This is a genomic window from Nitratireductor sp. ATLC21 (genome assembly GCF_057196525.1).
In genome coordinates this window covers 1-15825 of the sequence record NZ_JBXUOU010000003.1, presented here as the reverse complement: position 1 = coordinate 15825, position 15825 = coordinate 1, and the positions used below count along the sequence as shown (strand labels likewise).

Annotated in this window: 15 protein-coding genes; 13 read left to right on the top strand and 2 right to left on the bottom strand. The window is 62.8% G+C overall.

All coding sequences use genetic code 11. The annotated features are described in order from the left end of the window. The first annotated feature begins 96 nt into the window (after nt 1-96). The 7 genes from murQ to AC2CHD_RS14425 all read left to right on the top strand — a co-directional run bounded on the left by murQ (nt 97) and on the right by AC2CHD_RS14425 (nt 8568). Nucleotides 97-1035: an N-acetylmuramic acid 6-phosphate etherase gene (gene murQ / locus AC2CHD_RS14455; protein WP_484554268.1), complete on the top strand. Its 939-nt coding sequence runs from the start codon at nt 97-99 to the stop codon at nt 1033-1035. Between the two features lie 67 nt (nt 1036-1102). Continuing rightward, the gene (locus tag AC2CHD_RS14450; protein WP_484554267.1) at nt 1103-2626 is read left to right on the top strand and encodes an ABC transporter substrate-binding protein; all 1524 of its coding nucleotides are present in this window, start codon (nt 1103-1105) and stop codon (nt 2624-2626) included. A gap of 249 nt (nt 2627-2875) precedes the next feature. Beyond that, nucleotides 2876-3835, top strand: coding sequence for an ABC transporter permease (locus AC2CHD_RS14445; RefSeq protein WP_065816584.1), 960 nt, complete (start codon nt 2876-2878; stop codon nt 3833-3835). Next, nucleotides 3835-4674, top strand: a complete 840-nt coding sequence (locus AC2CHD_RS14440) for an ABC transporter permease (RefSeq protein ID WP_484554266.1) — start codon at nt 3835-3837, stop codon at nt 4672-4674. Before AC2CHD_RS14445 ends, AC2CHD_RS14440 begins: the two co-directional genes overlap by 1 nt. Next, complete coding sequence (locus AC2CHD_RS14435) at nt 4671-6416, top strand: ABC transporter ATP-binding protein (RefSeq protein ID WP_484554265.1); 1746 nt, start codon at nt 4671-4673, stop codon at nt 6414-6416. Before AC2CHD_RS14440 ends, AC2CHD_RS14435 begins: the two co-directional genes overlap by 4 nt. A 2-nt stretch (nt 6417-6418) precedes the next feature. Next, nucleotides 6419-7432: a serine hydrolase domain-containing protein gene (locus AC2CHD_RS14430; RefSeq protein WP_484554264.1), complete on the top strand. Its 1014-nt coding sequence runs from the start codon at nt 6419-6421 to the stop codon at nt 7430-7432. A gap of 8 nt (nt 7433-7440) precedes the next feature. Further along, a complete protein-coding gene (locus tag AC2CHD_RS14425) occupies nt 7441-8568 on the top strand; it encodes an anhydro-N-acetylmuramic acid kinase (RefSeq protein WP_464578936.1) in 1128 nt (375 codons plus the stop codon). Here AC2CHD_RS14425 and AC2CHD_RS14420 read toward each other — a convergent pair. Both AC2CHD_RS14420 and AC2CHD_RS14415 read right to left on the bottom strand, forming a co-directional pair. Continuing rightward, nucleotides 8565-9002 (bottom strand): GNAT family N-acetyltransferase, encoded by a 438-nt coding sequence (locus AC2CHD_RS14420; protein WP_007010537.1) that lies wholly within the window; start codon nt 9000-9002, stop codon nt 8565-8567. The genes AC2CHD_RS14425 and AC2CHD_RS14420 overlap by 4 nt on opposite strands. 80 nt (nt 9003-9082) lie before the next feature. Then, nucleotides 9083-9979 carry a dihydrodipicolinate synthase family protein gene (locus AC2CHD_RS14415; RefSeq protein WP_484554263.1) on the bottom strand — a complete coding sequence of 299 codons (897 nt, stop codon included), beginning with the start codon at nt 9977-9979 and terminating at the stop codon, nt 9083-9085. Nucleotides 9980-10173: 194 nt separating this feature from the next. Between AC2CHD_RS14415 and AC2CHD_RS14410 the strand changes: the two genes are divergently transcribed. From AC2CHD_RS14410 to AC2CHD_RS14385, 6 genes are all read left to right on the top strand, one after another. Further along, nucleotides 10174-10929: an FCD domain-containing protein gene (locus AC2CHD_RS14410; RefSeq protein ID WP_484554262.1), complete on the top strand. Its 756-nt coding sequence runs from the start codon at nt 10174-10176 to the stop codon at nt 10927-10929. Between the two features lie 45 nt (nt 10930-10974). After that, entirely contained in the window at nt 10975-11937 is a 963-nt protein-coding gene (locus AC2CHD_RS14405) for a sialic acid TRAP transporter substrate-binding protein SiaP (RefSeq protein WP_007010534.1), read from the top strand. 56 nt (nt 11938-11993) lie between these two features. Next, nucleotides 11994-12473 carry a TRAP transporter small permease gene (locus tag AC2CHD_RS14400; RefSeq protein WP_484554261.1) on the top strand — a complete coding sequence of 160 codons (480 nt, stop codon included), beginning with the start codon at nt 11994-11996 and terminating at the stop codon, nt 12471-12473. Continuing rightward, the gene (locus AC2CHD_RS14395) at nt 12470-13744 is read left to right on the top strand and encodes a TRAP transporter large permease (protein ID WP_484554260.1); all 1275 of its coding nucleotides are present in this window, start codon (nt 12470-12472) and stop codon (nt 13742-13744) included. The genes AC2CHD_RS14400 and AC2CHD_RS14395 overlap by 4 nt, the downstream gene beginning before the upstream one ends. A gap of 102 nt (nt 13745-13846) precedes the next feature. Further along, nucleotides 13847-14212, top strand: coding sequence for a YciI family protein (locus tag AC2CHD_RS14390; RefSeq protein ID WP_484554259.1), 366 nt, complete (start codon nt 13847-13849; stop codon nt 14210-14212). Continuing rightward, nucleotides 14209-15441, top strand: a complete 1233-nt coding sequence (locus AC2CHD_RS14385) for an RNA polymerase sigma factor (RefSeq protein ID WP_484554258.1) — start codon at nt 14209-14211, stop codon at nt 15439-15441. Before AC2CHD_RS14390 ends, AC2CHD_RS14385 begins: the two co-directional genes overlap by 4 nt. Nucleotides 15442-15825 lie beyond the last annotated feature (384 nt).

The following is a 15825-nucleotide window of genomic DNA, read 5'->3' as shown; positions in this document are numbered from 1 at the left end:
GACTCTTGGAATTATCAATTTTAACACTTCCGTAAGGCGTCAGGCATCGCGGGATGCGGGCCCCGCCAGAGGCAGTGTGGTTATTTCGGAGTGTCCATGAACGCGCAGACGCTGATGTCGGAGCTTGAAAAGCTTGTATCGGAGGGCCGCAACCCGGACACGATGCAGATCGATCTGCAGCCGACGACCGAAATCCTGAAACTCATCAACGCCGCCGACCGGGACGTACCGCTGGCTGTCGAAAAGGTGATCCCGCAGATCGCCGAGGCGGTCGACCGGATTGTCGAGGCGTTTCAGAATGGTGGACGGCTGATCTATATGGGCGCGGGCACGAGTGGACGGCTCGGTGTGCTCGACGCTTCCGAATGCCCGCCCACCTTCAGCGTGCCCGAAGACATGGTGACCGGTGTGATCGCTGGCGGCGACCACGCGCTGCGACATGCCGTTGAAGGCGCGGAAGACGACCCGGCACAGGGCCGGCAGGCGCTGGAAGAGCGCGGTCTGACGGCCGAGGACGTCGTGGTTGGTATCGCTGTGAGCGGCCGCACGCCCTATGTGATCGGCGGGCTGAATTACGCCAAAGAGATTGGCGCGACGACCGTTTCACTTTCGTGCAATCCGGATTCGGCCATCGGCGCTATTGCCGACATCGCCATCGCGCCCGTGGTGGGACCGGAAATCCTGACCGGCTCGACGCGAATGAAATCGGGAACGGCACAGAAGCTCATCCTCAACATGCTCTCCACGGCGAGCATGATCCGCATGGGCAAGATCTATCAGAACCTGATGGTGGACGTTAACATCAGCAACCAGAAGCTCATGGCGCGCGCCTCGCGCATCGTCATGGAAGCAACGGGGTGTTCTGCCGATGAGGCCGAGACGCTGCTTCAACGCAGCGGCAATGATGTGAAGCTCGCCATCTTCATCGCGCTGACGGATATGGACGTGGAGGAAGCGCGCGCCGCCCTTGCAAGGGCTGGCGGGTTCTTGCGCAAGGCAATAAACGAAAGGCAGCAGCAAGCTGCAAACAGGTGAAGCAGCCATTTGTGCGACCGTTCATTGGGCGGTTGCAGGCATCAAACGCTCTCGGAGGGAGAAGATCATGGGACAGTCTTTGATGAAGAAGTTCGCCACCTCGGTGGCATTCGCAGCCGCGCTTGGCGCGGCCTCGGCGGTGGTGCCGGCATCGGCGGAGACGCTGCGCATGGCCTGGTCGCAGGATGCGACCGGCCTAGACCCGCACAAGCAGACGGCGTTTTCCTCGCTGCGTCTTCTGGAGCTGGTTTATGAGCCGCTGGTGCGTCTCAATGCGGATCTGGAGATCATTCCTGCCATTGCCGAATCCTGGGAGTTCTCCGAGGATGGCAAGACGCTGACCTTCAAGCTTGATGCTGATGCAAAATTCCAGAACGGGGAAAAGGTGACGCCAGCGGATGTGAAGGCATCGTTCGAGCGCGTTCTGGATGAGGCCACGGGTGCAGCCGCACGCGCCAACTTCACCTCCATCGAGAGCATCGACACGCCGGATGAGACCACCGTTGTCTTCAACCTGTCGCAGCCGGACGTTCCGATGTTGACGGCGATGACGAGCATCAACGCCGCCGTTGCTCCGGCAAGCGAGATCGAGGCCGGCACGATCGGCACGAAGGCGATCGGCTCCGGCCCGTTCAAGCTGGACAGCTGGGAGCCGAACCAGAAAGAGGTTCTGAGCGCCAATCCGGACTGGGCCGGCGGCGAGGTGAAGGTGGACGGCATCAACATTTCCGTTCTGCCGGACGAGACCGCCATTCTGGCGGCGCTGCGCACCAAGCAGGTGGATTTCGCCCTGATCAACGATCCGCTCGTGGCGACGCTGGTGCCGAACGAGGCAAGCCTTGAGCTGAGCCGCACGCCGGTGCTCGCCTATCACGTGCTGCAGTTGAATCCGTCGCGCGAGCCGATGACGGAACTGGCCGTGCGTCAGGCCATCTCCTGCGCCATCGACCGTCAGGATGTGCTCGACACCGCGCTTCTGGGCGAGGGTGCGGTGACCGGCCCCCTGACCATGCCGGCTTACCGCTCTGATCCGGGCGCGCTGTTCTGCTATGAGCGCGACGTGGAGAAGGCCAAGGCGCTGATGGCCGATGCCGGCTATGAAGACGGCTTCTCCGCCACGGTGATCGCCGCCACGGGCGAGCCGCCCACAGCCGCGGCCGAGGCGCAGGTCATCCAGTCGCAGCTTGCCGAGATCGGCATCAAGCTCGACATCAAGATGATGGAGCTCAATGTCTATGTCGACACCTGGCTGAAGGGTGATTTCGACATGGCGGTGGCGCTGAACGGTGGCCGCGCCGACCCCTATTCCATGTACAACCGCTACTGGACCAAGGACGGCAATCTCCAGCATGTCGCCAATTATATCGACGACACGCTCGACAGCCTGATGCAGGAAGGCCGCGTGGAGACCGACTTCGACAAGCGCAAGGAGATCTTCGCGAAATTCGAGACGCATCTTGCCGAGGTTTCGCCGTGGATCTGGCTCTATACGGGCTACACCTACACCGCGCAGCAGAAGAACGTGAAAGGCTTTGTGCCTTCCCCGACCGGCACGCTGTTTGGCCTGACCGAGGTGAGTGTGGGCGAGTGATTGTGATGTGGGGCTGCGCTTGGAAGCGTTGCCCCGTTTGCTCCCAGCGCCCTCGTGGTTCGTGGTTCGACAAGCTCACCATGAGGGGTGTTGGAGCGCTTCAGACTGGTTGAACCTGCCAGCCCGGGCAGGCGCCATCCCCAGCCCTCATGGTGAGCTTGTCGAACCACGGGGCGGCATGAAGGGCGCGGCCTTTAACACCAACCGCACAAGACGATTGCATCTGGAAGGACACGGAGTGAAAGCTTCATGAATTACCTGGCCCGAAGGCTGATGACCTTTCCATTGGTCATGCTCGGGGTGTCCATCCTCGTCTTCGTCTCGATCCGGCTGGTGCCGGGAGACGCCATTACCGCCATGCTGGGAACAGAGGCCGGGCTTCTGACGCCCGACCAGCGCGCGGCGCTCGAGGCCTATTTCGGCATCGATCAGGGCTGGTTCACCCAATATTGGCGCTGGCTTGCGGGTGCGGTGCAGGGCGATCTCGGCGTGTCTGTGACCTTTGGCAAGCCGGTCCTCGACGTGATCCTCGAACGCTTTCCCCTGACGCTGGAACTCGCCCTTCTTTCCATGCTGATTGCGCTCGCTATCGGCCTGCCGGCGGGCATATTTGCCGCCACGCGCAATGAAAAGCCTTCCGATCTCGCCGTGCGCATCTTCGCGATGATCGGCCAGTCGACGCCGAATTTCGTGTTCGCGCTTCTGGCGATCTATGTGCTGTCGGTGGGCTTCGGGGTGCTGCCGGCCATGGGCGAGTTCACGCCCTTCCTTGAAAATCCGCTGCGCAATCTGGGGCAGATGATCCTGCCGGCGCTAACGCTGGGCTTTGCCTTCGCGGCTGCCGTGACGCGCATTTCGCGCTCGGCCATGCTCGACATTCTGAGCGACGATTACATCCGCACCGCGCGTGCCAAGGGTGTGCCGGCGCGCAAGGTGATCTGGCGGCACGCGCTGCCCAACGCGCTGATCCCGGTGGTGACGCTGAGCGGCGTCGAGTTCGGCTATCTGCTGGGCGGCGCTGTGATCGTGGAGCAGATTTTTGCGCTGCCGGGCCTTGGGCGCATGGTGCTCGACGCCATTTTGCAGCGTGACTACGCGCTGGTGCAGGGCTCGGTCCTGTTCATCGCGCTCAACTTCATGATCGTGAATCTTCTGGTCGATCTCGCCTATGCGATGCTCGACCCGCGCATTCGGCTGGGGGCCAAGTGATGCAGTTGCTGCGCGCCATTTTCAGCCATTCGAGCGGCCGCATCGGCGGCGCCATCGTTGGCCTTTACATCATCATCGCCATTCTCGGGCTTCTCGGCATCACGCCGCATGACCCGCTGATGCAGTTCCGCGTCGACCGCCTGCATGCGCCCGACGCGACCTACTGGATGGGCACGGACCTGTTTGGCCGCGATGTGGCGAGCCGGTTGATGCTGGGCATCAGCCAGTCCTTCATCGTCGCTTTCGCCGCGGTGGCATTGGCGGCCGTGGCGGGCATCGTTCTCGGTCTTGCCGCCGCATGGTTCGGCGGCTGGTGGGACGGCACGATCATGCGTTTCATGGACGTGCTTCTGGCCTTCCCGGCGATCCTTCTGGCGCTGCTCATCATCGCCATTGTGGGGCCGGGCACCTGGACCAGCGTGATGGCCATCGCCATCGTCTACACGCCGATCTTCACCCGCGTGGTGCGTGGGCCGGCGCTCTCCTTAAAGACGCGCGACTTCGTGGACGCCGCGCGCACTTTCGGTTCGAGCCGCAACTACATTCTGACGCGCCATCTGATGCTGAACCTCGTCGCGCCGCTGACGGTGCAGGTGACGCTGGCGCTCGCATGGGGGCTTCTGACGGAGGCAGGCCTGAGCTTTCTCGGTCTCGGCACGCAGCCGCCGGCCTCGTCGCTTGGCCTGATGCTCGCCGACAGCCGCAATCTGATGGAGATGGCGCCATGGCTCCTGATCTTCCCGGGCATTGCGATCATGATCGGCATTCTCGGCTTCAACCTTCTGGGGGATGCGCTGCGCGACATTCTCGATCCCAGAACGCGGAGGTCGGTCGCATGACATCGCTTCTGTCCGTTTCAAACCTGCGCGTCGGTTTTGGCCGCAAGCCCGAAGACAATGAAATTGTCCATGGCGTGAGCTTCGATCTCGCAGCCGGCGAGACGCTCGCCATTGTCGGCGAAAGCGGCTCGGGCAAATCCGTCACCGCGCTGTCGATCAACCGGCTGGTGGATTTCGGTGGTGGGCGCATTCTGGATGGCTCCATCCAGTTCACACGGCAGGACGGCAGCACGCTCGATCTGGAAGCAGCCGGCGAGCCGGAGCTGACGAAGATCCGCGGCGGCGAGATCGGCATGATCTTCCAGGAGCCGATGACCTCGCTCAACCCGGTTCTGACCATTGGCGAGCAGATCGAGGAATCGTTCCGCCTGCATCGTGGCATGACCGGAAGGCAGGCGCGGGAAGCGGCGAAGGATGCGCTCGACCGGGTGCGCATTCCCGATGCCGCGCGACGGCTGAAATATTGTCCGCATCAGCTTTCCGGCGGCATGCTTCAGCGCGTGATGATTGCCACGGCCCTGTCGTGCAATCCGCGTCTTCTGATCGCGGATGAGCCCACCACGGCGCTCGACGTGACGGTGCAGGCGCAGATCATGGCGCTGCTGGCCGAGCTCAAGCGCGAGACCGGCATGGGCATGATCTTCATCACCCATGACATCGGCCTGGTGGCCGGCATCGCCGACAAGGTGATGGTGATGCAGAACGGCGAGGCGGTGGAGCAGGGCCCGCTCGACGCTGTGCTCGACGCGCCACAGCATCCCTATACGAAGCATCTTCTGAGCGCCGTGCCGCATTTCGAGGCCGGGCGCGCCACGCGCACCGATTATCGCCGGGCCGACAAGCCAAAGGCCACGCCTGCGCTTAAAGTGGAAGGGCTGACGGTTCGCTTTCCTGTGACCGGCGGTCTCCTGCGCCGGCAGACCAGCGCGGTTCATGCGGTGGACGGGGTCGATTTCGACCTGATGCCGGGCGAGACGCTGGGCATTGTCGGCGAAAGCGGCTCGGGCAAATCGACCACGGCACGCGCCATTCTGGGGCTGGTCGAGCCGACGCGCGGCACGTTCTCCGCGAACACGAATGGCGCGGCGCGGCAGAGAAGCAAGCCGGTGCAGATGGTGTTTCAGAACCCCTATGCCTCGCTTAATCCGCGGCTTCGGGTGGACAGCATTCTGGCCGAGCCGGTGATTGCCGCCGGCCGCGGGCTGAATGGTGAAACGCAGGCGCGCATGCGCATGCTGCTCGACCGGGTGGGCCTGCCGGAGAATGCGCTGGAGCGCTATCCGCACGAGTTTTCCGGCGGCCAGCGCCAGCGCCTGTGCATCGCCCGCGCGCTGATGCTGAACCCGTCTGTGGTGGTGCTGGACGAGGCCGTCTCGGCGCTCGACGTTTCGGTGCAGGCCAAGGTGCTGGAACTTCTGGTAGACCTGCAGCGCGAGTTCGGCCTTGCCTATCTCTTCGTCTCGCACGACATGGCGGTGGTGGAGCGCATCGCGCACCGCATTGCGGTGGTGTATGCGGGGCAGATCGTTGAGATCGGCGATGCGGCATCGGTTCTTTCCGACCCGAAACACGCCTATACGAAACGGCTGATCTCGGCGGTGCCGAGCGTCGACCGGCGCAAGGAAACCTTCGAGGTCGACACGCGGCAGGTGCCCTCGCTGGTGCGGCCACTGAGCTTTGAGCCGGAGCCGGCCAACTGGCAGAGTTTTGGTCCCGACCATATGGCGCGGGCGGAGGCATGAGCATGACGGATATGCCTGCCTTTGCGCCGCGCTTCGAGCGCGCCTTTGACCTGCTGAACGCTTCGGTGGGGGCAGGGCGCATTCCCGGCGGGGTGCTCGGTGTGATCGACCGGGATGGCGGGCGCATGGTGCGCGCCACCGGCTTCGCGCAGCGCGTGCCGCATGAGCGTGAAATGCGCACCGACACCTGGTTCGACCTCGCATCGCTGACCAAGGTGATCTTCACCACCACGCGCATTCTCGAACTGGCGAAAGAGGGCGTGATCGATCTCGATGCGCCGCTCACCACGCTCCTGCCGGATCTGCGCCAATATGATCCGGGCGCGTGGGAACGGCAGGTGACGTTTCGCCAGTGCCTCGGCCACCAGACGCCGTTTCCGGCGGTGGAGCCGATTTACACCTATGGCCGTGATGCGGACCTTTTGCGCGCCTTCATTCTCCAGCGGCGCTGGGAAAAAGGTCCGCCTGTTTATTCCGACATCAATTTCATTCTGCTCGGTTTCGCGCTGGAGCGGCTTGAAGGCAAGCGGCTGCGCGATTTCGATCCGGGGCCGGGCTTCGCCTTTGCCGCCGATCCAGAAAAGACGGCGGCGACCGAGGACTGCACATGGCGGCACCGGGTGCTTTGCGGCGAGGTGCATGACGACAATTGTTCAGCGCTTGAGGGCGCGGGGCATGCCGGGCTTTTCGGCACGGCCGACGCCGTGCTCGATTTCGCGGCAGGGCTTTTTGCAGGCGACGCCGATGGGGATGAGACGGTGGCGCTGATGCGCACGCCGCTTTCCGAAAAACGCACCCATGGCTGGGAACGGCCCTATGAAAACTGGCCCGGCGGGGCGCTGGCCAGCGCCGGCACGATCGGGCATACGGGTTTCACGGGAACAGGGCTGTGGGTCGATTTCGACAATGGCCTTGCGTGGACCCTTCTCACCAACCGCATACATCCGACCCGGCATTTCGACAGCGGCATCGCTGCGCTGCGACAGGCGGTCGGCGATTGCATGAACGCAGGATAGGAGCGCACATGGCTGAGGGATTCGAACCGATCTGGGCCGTCGGCCTGATGACCGGAACCGTGCTCGACGGAAACATCGACGTGGCGCTTCTGAAAACGGATGGCGAGCGCATCGAGGCGTTTGGCGCCTACACGCTGGCGCCCTATCCACAATCGACGCGCGACCTTCTGGAAGAAACGCTGCAGCAGGCGCGGGCCTGGAATTTTAAGGGCGATGAACCGGCGATCTTTGCAGAGGCGGAAGAGGTTCTGACGCGCGCACAGGCGCACGCCGTGCGAGAGCTGGTGGAAAGCCATGGTCTGACCATGGGCGATATCGGCGCTGTCGGCTTTCACGGGCAGACCGTGCTTCACCGTGCGCCGCAGCAAGGGCGTCTCGGCGAGACGCGGCAGCTTGGCGACGGCGACCTGATGCATTCCATTCTGGGCTGTCCGGTGGTCTATGATTTCCGCTCGGCGGACATGCGCGCCGGCGGGCAGGGCGCGCCGCTTTCGGCAGCCTACCACGCGGCTCTTTTGCGCGATGTGGATGCGTGCGGCGAGACGGCGGTGCTCAATCTGGGCGGCGTGGCCAATGTGACCTGGTGGGATGGTGCGGACCGGGTGATCGCGTTCGACACTGGCCCGGCAAACGCGCCGATCAACGATTTCGTCAAAGCGCAGGGCCTTGGCGACATGGACCGCGACGGCGCGCTTGCCGCTTCCGGCACGGTGGACGAGGCGCGGCTGGCGGAGCTTTTGAAGCATCCCTATCTCACCGCGCCCTATCCGAAATCGCTCGACCGGTTCGACTTCGGCGCGTCCATGGCCGATGGTCTCGACGCCAGCACGGGCGCTGCGACGCTGACGGCCTTCACCGCATCGGCGGTCGGCAAGGCGCTCGATCTTCTGCCGGTTCGGCCCAAGCGGCTTCTTGTGTGCGGCGGTGGCCGGCACAACCCGACCATCATGAAGATGCTGGGCGAACGCGCCGGGGTGGACGCAGCCCCCGCCGAAACGGTTGGCTGGCGTGGTGACGCCATCGAGGCCGAGTGCTTCGCTTTTCTGGCGGTGCGCGTGCTGCGCGATCTGCCGATCAGCTTCCCCACGACAACGGGTGCGCCCGAGCCGCTGCGCGGCGGAAAGATCGCCCGTTAATCGCTGGCCGCTGGGCCAAGCCGTTTCTGCAGAAAGATGCGGCTGCGGCCTTTCGGAAAGTCATCCATCCGGCCGAACTCTTTATAGCCCTGGCGCGTATAGGCCTTTTCCGCGCCGGGATTGAACGTGTCGATGTAGGCTCCGTGGCAGCCGCGTCGCTCTGCCTCTTCTTCCGCCGCAGTCAGCATGCGCCCGGCCATGCCCTGCCCGCGCAGACTTTCATCCACCCACAGTTTCTGAACGTAAAGCCAGCCCCATGCGGTGTAGCCGGAGATGCCGGCGACCACCGCACCGCGTTCATCGCGCACGAGGATGGCAAGTGTGGCCTTTTCCGAAGGGCCGACATCGGCGTCGTTGAATGTGGCAAGTTCGGTTTCCACCCGTGCGAGCGCCGCCTCATCCGGTGTATCGGTGATTTCGATTGTCACGATCATGATACTCCCGCCTCTCCGAAAACAGTGCCGATTGTTCTAACCGTCGGGCTGGAAACGGCAAGGCGCGGAGAGAGCGAAAATCACCCCACCCAGGCGGCGATTTCCGGATCGGCGAGAATGGCACTCATGCGCGCTTCGCAATCGTCAACCAGCGGGGCCAGCGGCAGGCGCGTTGGGCCACAGTCGACCCCGCGCAGGCGGAGTGCGGCCTTCATGCCCGGCAGCACGCCGGTTTCCATCAGGGTTTCCACGAAGCGCTGCGAGATCGTCTGCAGTTCCTGGGCGCGCTCCAGCGAACCTTTCTTCACCGCCTCGTTGAGCGCGGCGTAAAGCTTGCCGAGCAGATTGTAGGTGGTTCCTATGCCACCATGCGCGCCCATGACCGCGCCTGAGAGATAGACTTCGTCGAAACCGAAGAAAAACGTCTTCTCGGGAAACCGCCGCCGCAGTGTGGCAAACTTGAAGAGGTCCATCGAAGTGAACTTGATGCCACCGACGCCGGGGAGGGTGAGAATGCGGCCGAGCAGGTCAAGACTGAAAGGACGTCCCGTGCGGACTGGTACTTCATACACAATGAGCGGCAGGTCGGTGGCGGCTGACAGCGCTTCGTAATAGGCGAAGATCTCGCGATCCGAAAAAGGGTAGGAATGCGGCGGCAGGGCCGAAAGACCGTGATAGCCAAGCTTCTGCGCATTCTGTGCGAGCCGGGTCGAATCGCGAAGATTGGGAACGCCCACATGAGCAATCAGCGTTGCGGCGGAGCCTTGCGCATCTTCGGCGACGATCGCCTGCTGCGCCAGAAGTTCATCAACGCCCAGGAGACCCGATTCGCCGCTGCTGCCGCCCACATATAGCCCGTCGAGCCCCTGCCCCAGCACATAGGCATCGATCGCCTTCTGGCGTCCGGGATCGAAATCGCCCGTATCGCTGAGGCCGGTGAGGAGGGCGGCATACATGCCCGCCAGCGGATTGGTCATGCGGCTGTTCCTTGCGTTCTGGAAGCGGCGTTCTTGTCCTGTCTGCCGTGGAATCGTCCCTTTGGCAGGCTGCATCAGCATAGAAGGGGATTTTTGTTTGACAAGAATTATATTTGGTAATACCAAAAAATGAGTTTGGACAAGCAGACCTGCCGTTCAGTGAGGGAGGCAGGGCTATATGGGAGTTGAGAAACGTGTCCGCTGCCCAACCGGAAGACATTGTCGAAACGCGGCGCGTCTCCGACGAGATCGCCGAAGCGTTGATCGAGGAAGCGCGCGAGGGCCTTCTGGAAACCGGGACGTTTTTGCCGACCGAACGGGAGCTCTGTGAGCGCTTCTCCGCTTCGCGCCCCACGGTGCGTGCAGCGCTGCAGCAGATGCAGGCGCGCGGTTATGCTGAGGCAGGTGCGGGCCGTCGTCCACGTGTGGCGCGCCCTTCCCTGCAAACCGTGCTGCAACTGGCAGGCGATCACATCCGCGACATTTTTGGCGATGCGGAAAGCGGCGCACATCTGGAGCAGATGCGCCAGTTCATCGAGGCCGGTGCAGCCCGCGAAGCCACCAAACGCGCCGACAATGTGCAGATCGCGAAGCTGCGCGCGGCGCTGGAGGAGAATTTCGAGGCAATCGGCACGAGCGATTTTGCCCGAACGGACAGCGCTTTTCACCGTGTGCTGGTCTCGGTGGTGGGTAATCCGGTGATTCTCAGCCTGCACGACATGTTCGTCAGCGCCATGCTTGCGCAACGACCGCCGACGGATGACCCGGCCAAGCACGACACGGTCGCCTATGAGGAGCATCGGGCGATCTATCAGGCCATCATCGATGGCGACATGATCACCGCGACGGATGTCATGGACCGACATCTGGCGCGCTCCTATCGCGCGCGGCTGAAAAGCCCGCGGAAGGTCTCCGACTACTTCCAGAAAGAAGAAGACAAAACTGACTGACTTGGCAGGCCGGGAAGCCTGTTCAACATTCCAAGGGAGGATTGCATGAAACTGATTTCGAAACTGATGCTCGGCGCGGCAGCGCTCGCCCTCAGCTCCGCTGCACTGCAGGCGAAGGAACTGACCTTCGGCATGCAGGACAACGAGGTGTCGAATGTCTACCGCGGCGCGCAGGCGTTTCAGGAAAAACTTGCCGAGATTTCGGGCGGCGAAATGACGGTGAAAATCTTCCCGTCTTCGCAGCTGGGCGACTTCAAGGCCATGGTGGCGCAGGTGCAGGCCGGCGAGCTCGACATGGTCATGACCGGCTATCCGGACATGAGCTATGTCATCCCCGAGCTGAAGCTGATCGGCGCGCCCTATGTTGTGCGCGATTTCGATCATCTGCAAAAGATCGTCGCCGGGCCCTGGGGTCAAAAGATGGACGAGAAGTTTGAAGCTCAGGGCATAGAGCTGCTCGACACCTGGTACTACGGCACGCGCCAGACCACCTCGAACAAGGCGATCGAATCCATGGACGACATGAAGGGCCTGCGCATGCGCACGCCGAATGTGCCGTTCCTCATCGCTTATGCCGAGAATGTGGGCGCGACGCCGGCGCCGGTTGCATTTCAGGAGGTCTATCTCGCACTCCAGACCAACCAGGTGGATGCCGAAGAAAACCCCCTGCCAACCATCGAGGCCATGAAATTCTACGAGGTGCAGAGCCACATTGCGCTCACCAATCACTTCGTGGCGTCCTCGGCGGTGCAGATCTCCAAATCGGTCTGGGATGGCCTGTCCGATCAGGAGAAGGAATGGGTGCAGACGGCTGTCGAGGCTGGCGGCGATGTCTCCGACGAACTGACCTTCAAGGCCGAAAAGGACTTGCTGGAAACCTTCAAGGAGCGTGGCCTGACCATCACCGAGCCTGATCTCGAGCCCTTCCGGGCAGCCATGAAGCCTTACTACGACGAACTCGAAGCCGAGTTCGGCGAAGGGTCGATTGCCGAAGTCATCGGCGACTGAAACATGGGGCGGGGCGCCGGCCCCGCCACTTTTCCCTCGATAGGTGGGGTCATCGGATGTCGTTTCTGCGCAGATACAGCCTGGAAGGCTGTGTCGCTTCCATTCTCTTCATCATTCTGTTTGGCGTGCTCCTGATCCAGATCTTTGGCCGCACACCGCTTTTCACCGGGCCGGTCTGGACCGAGGAAGCGGCGCGCTGGCTCTGGGTGTGGATGGCCTTCATCGGCATCGCCGAGGTGGAGCGCCAGAACGGCCAGCTGCGCATGGGCTTTATCGCGGACGCCCTGCCACTCTCCTGGCGCCGCCTGCTCTTTATCCTGATTGACGTGGTCTATCTGGCGATCGTCGCCCACCTCGTCTGGATCTCCTACAAGACCGTTCTGCGGACCTGGAACAATGAAGCGGTGACACTGCCCATGAGCGATGCGGTTCTCTATGCATCGGGGCTGGTGGCTGCGGTCCTCATTCTGCATCGCATTGCGCGGCGGCTTGCCATGCTGGTGCGCGGCGGGGGTGCCGGGGAGGTCCACAAATGATCCTTGCAACGATTGGTGCCGCCTGGCTCGTCATGGTGCTGGTGGGTGTGCCCATCGGCGTGGCCATGATCTTCGTCTCGATGGGCTATTTCTATTATTCGGGCATGGGCATTTCCTTCGCCATGCAGCGCATGGTGGACGGGCTGAACAGCTTTCCGCTGCTGGCGGTTCCGCTCTTCATCCTCGCGGCGGCGATCCTCAATTCGGCAGGCATCACGCGCCATCTCTTCGGATTTGCGCGCGCGCTGGTGGGGCACATCACGGGCGGGCTCGGCCATGTGAACGTGCTCGCCTCGCTCTTCTTCTCCGGCATGTCCGGCTCGGCGCTTGCCGATGCGGGCGGGCTCGGCAAGATGGAAATCGAATCGATGCGCGAGGCCGGCTATGACGACGACTTCTCCGGAGCCGTCACCGCCGCCTCGTCTATGATCGGCCCGCTGGTGCCGCCTTCCATCACCATGGTGCTTTATGGTGTGGTGTCGAACACCTCCATCGGGCGGCTCTTTCTTGGCGGCATCGTGCCGGGTGTGCTCTGCGCCGTCTCGCTGATGGTGATGGTCTATGTGATCGCGCGGCGGCGCAACTATCCGCGTGACGCATGGCAGGGTGTGGGCAATGTCGGCGTGCTGTTCGTGAAGTCGTTCCCGGCGCTCGCCACACCCTTCGTGATCGTCGGTGGCATTTTCAGCGGCCTCTTCTCGCCCACAGAAGCGGCGGCGGTGACCGTGCTCTATGCCATCCTGATCGATCTCGCCTTCTATCGCGAGCTGACGCTGAAGCGGCTCTGGGATGCAATCTACGAGACGACAACCACCTCCGCCTCGATCGCAACGATCGTCGCGGGCGTGGGGCTCCTTGGCTTCATCCTCGCGCGCGAGCAGGCGCCGCAGCAGATCACACAGCTTTTCCTGACGCTGACCGATGGGCCGCTCAGCTTCTTGATCGCGGTCAATCTGATGATCTTCCTGCTCGGCTGCTTCATCGAATCGCTGGTGATTCTCTTGATCGTGGTGCCGATCCTCGTGCCTGTGGCGATGGGCTATGGCATCGACCCGATCCATTTCGGCATCATCGTGGTGCTGAACCTGATGATCTCGATCCTCACCCCGCCCATGGGCATGGCGCTGTTCGTGGTGGCGCAGGTGGGCAATGTGCCCTACCACCGGCTGGCCAAGGCGATCCTGCCCTGGCTCATCCCGCCATTTGCAGTGCTCATCCTGGTCTGCGCGTTCCCCATTCTGGCAACCGGACTGCCAAGCCTGATGGATTGAGGTTCGTTTCGACACGGCGCAGAAAATTTCGCATGGTGGTGTCGAATCCGGTCGTACGAGAACGACCATGGGCGTTCGAAGCGCTCATCAAGGAGAGACACCATGCGCTATGCCTGCCTTATCTATTACGATCCGAAGGTGCTTTTCGGCGGAAGCCCGGAAGCGAATGCAGCACTGGGCCAATGCGCCGGCTATGACGAGAAGCTGAAGGAAACGGGCCATTTTGTCATGGGCGAGGCGCTGGAACTGCCCGAGACGGCCATGACGGTGACAATGCGCGACGGCAAGATGTCGGCGGTGGACGGCCCCTTCATGGAAACGCGGGACATGCTTGGCGGCATCGTGCTCGTGGAGGCGCCGGACCTCAACGACGCCGTGCGCGCTATCAGCGGCCATCCGCTGGCGAAGATCGGTTCCATCGAAGTCCGCCCGCTCGTGGACTTCTCGAGCCCGCCGCCGCAGCTGTGACCGAGGTGGAGGCACGCGCCGCCCTTGAAGCGGTTTACCGCAATGAGAAGCGGCGCGTGCTTGCCACGCTCATTCGCCTGCTCGGCAGCTTCGACGCGGCGGAAGAGGCGCTCCACGAGGCCTTTGCCGCCGCGGCGAAGAGATGGCCGGGCGAGGGGTTGCCGGCCAATCCCTATTCCTGGCTGGTCTCCACCGGCCGTTTCAAGACCGTGGATCGCTGGCGGCGACTGGCGCGGCTTGCAAACGCCCTGCCGCAGTTGGCGCTGCTCGCTGACCCCGCATCGGAACCGGCCATTCCCGAGCATATCCGCGACGACGAATTGCGGTTGATTTTCATCTGTTGCCATCCGGATCTTCCAGCCGATGCCCGCGTTGCGCTCACATTGCGGGAGGTCGGTGGGCTGACGACCGAGGAGATTGCCCGCGCTTACCTCACCCGCGCCCCGACGATCGCGCAGCGGATCGTCCGCGCAAAGGCGAAACTCCGTGACGAGGCCATACCCTTCGAAATCCCGCCACCGGCCGAACTGCCTGCGCGGATCGAGAGCGTCCTGCGCGTGATCTATCTCATCTTCAATGAGGGCTACGCGGCCACATCCGGGGCGGAGCTGACGCGCGCAGACCTCTCAGCGGAAGCAATCAGGCTGGGTCGGCTGGTGGCCGGGCTTATGGATGACCCCGAGGTGAAAGGTCTTCTCGCTCTCATGCTTCTTCATGAAGCACGACGCGAAAGCCGGGTTGATGCGGCGGGGGACATCGTTCTTCTGGAAGAGCAGGACCGTTCGCGCTGGGATCGTGCCATGATTGACGAGGCGCGGGCGCTGATCGACCGGGCGCTCAAGGCTGGGCGGCTCGGCCCCTATCTTTTGCAGGCGGGCATTGCAGGCGAGCATGCTGCGGCAGCCAGTACCGAATCCACCGACTGGCGGCAGGTCGTGTCACTCTACGATATTCTGGCATTGGTTGATCCATCTCCCGTCGTGGCACTCAACCGGGCCGCCGCGATCAGCATGCGCGATGGAGCGGAGACAGGACTTGCCGCCATTGAAGCTGCGATGGCTGACGGTGGTCTCGATGCCTATCACCTGGCCTATGCAGCCCGCGCCGACATGCTGCGCCGTCTGGGACGGGACGTCGAGGCGAAGAATGCCTACCGTCGCGCAATGGCCCTTGCACGCCAGTCGGCAGAGCGCCGATTTCTGGAAAGGCGGCTGGCTGGGCTTGAATAAGGCCGGTTTTGGCCGCGGCCAAGGGGTGCTTCGACCGGGCGCTGGGGACCCTCGGACGACCGCGCGGGCCGGTCGTCACAGGAACTGAAGAAATTTTGCCGGCATGCTCTGGAAAACCCCTGAAAACGAAGGCTTTCGAGCGAAATCGGGCCTGTGAATGAAAGTCTATAATGATTATAAATCAATGTCTTGCCATCATATTAGGGGCGCGGTTTCCGGGGGCGGCAAAGAAATTCACAAAACTTGCAAATTCCTCGTTGACAGTCGAACTGGGTCCGGCCTATATACGCCTCACCAACGAGGGCGGCACGCCGCTGGCGGCGCTGAGGTTCGGCCTTGTTGGAGAAATCATAGAGAGCCGCGTGAGCGACACTCGACCGGGCC

Bases quoted from the DNA above. Each gene is read 5' to 3' on its own strand.
- murQ (WP_484554268.1), top strand. From the start codon at position 97: ATGAACGCGCAGACGCTGATGTCGGAGCTTGAAAAGCTTGTATCGGAG.
- AC2CHD_RS14450 (WP_484554267.1), top strand. From the start codon at position 1,103: ATGGGACAGTCTTTGATGAAGAAGTTCGCCACCTCGGTGGCATTCGCA.
- AC2CHD_RS14445 (WP_065816584.1), top strand. From the start codon at position 2,876: ATGAATTACCTGGCCCGAAGGCTGATGACCTTTCCATTGGTCATGCTC.
- AC2CHD_RS14440 (WP_484554266.1), top strand. From the start codon at position 3,835: ATGCAGTTGCTGCGCGCCATTTTCAGCCATTCGAGCGGCCGCATCGGC.
- AC2CHD_RS14435 (WP_484554265.1), top strand. From the start codon at position 4,671: ATGACATCGCTTCTGTCCGTTTCAAACCTGCGCGTCGGTTTTGGCCGC.
- AC2CHD_RS14430 (WP_484554264.1), top strand. From the start codon at position 6,419: ATGACGGATATGCCTGCCTTTGCGCCGCGCTTCGAGCGCGCCTTTGAC.
- AC2CHD_RS14425 (WP_464578936.1), top strand. From the start codon at position 7,441: ATGGCTGAGGGATTCGAACCGATCTGGGCCGTCGGCCTGATGACCGGA.
- AC2CHD_RS14420 (WP_007010537.1), bottom strand. From the start codon at position 9,002: ATGATCGTGACAATCGAAATCACCGATACACCGGATGAGGCGGCGCTC.
- AC2CHD_RS14415 (WP_484554263.1), bottom strand. From the start codon at position 9,979: ATGACCAATCCGCTGGCGGGCATGTATGCCGCCCTCCTCACCGGCCTC.
- AC2CHD_RS14405 (WP_007010534.1), top strand. From the start codon at position 10,975: ATGAAACTGATTTCGAAACTGATGCTCGGCGCGGCAGCGCTCGCCCTC.
- AC2CHD_RS14400 (WP_484554261.1), top strand. From the start codon at position 11,994: ATGTCGTTTCTGCGCAGATACAGCCTGGAAGGCTGTGTCGCTTCCATT.
- AC2CHD_RS14395 (WP_484554260.1), top strand. From the start codon at position 12,470: ATGATCCTTGCAACGATTGGTGCCGCCTGGCTCGTCATGGTGCTGGTG.
- AC2CHD_RS14390 (WP_484554259.1), top strand. From the start codon at position 13,847: ATGCGCTATGCCTGCCTTATCTATTACGATCCGAAGGTGCTTTTCGGC.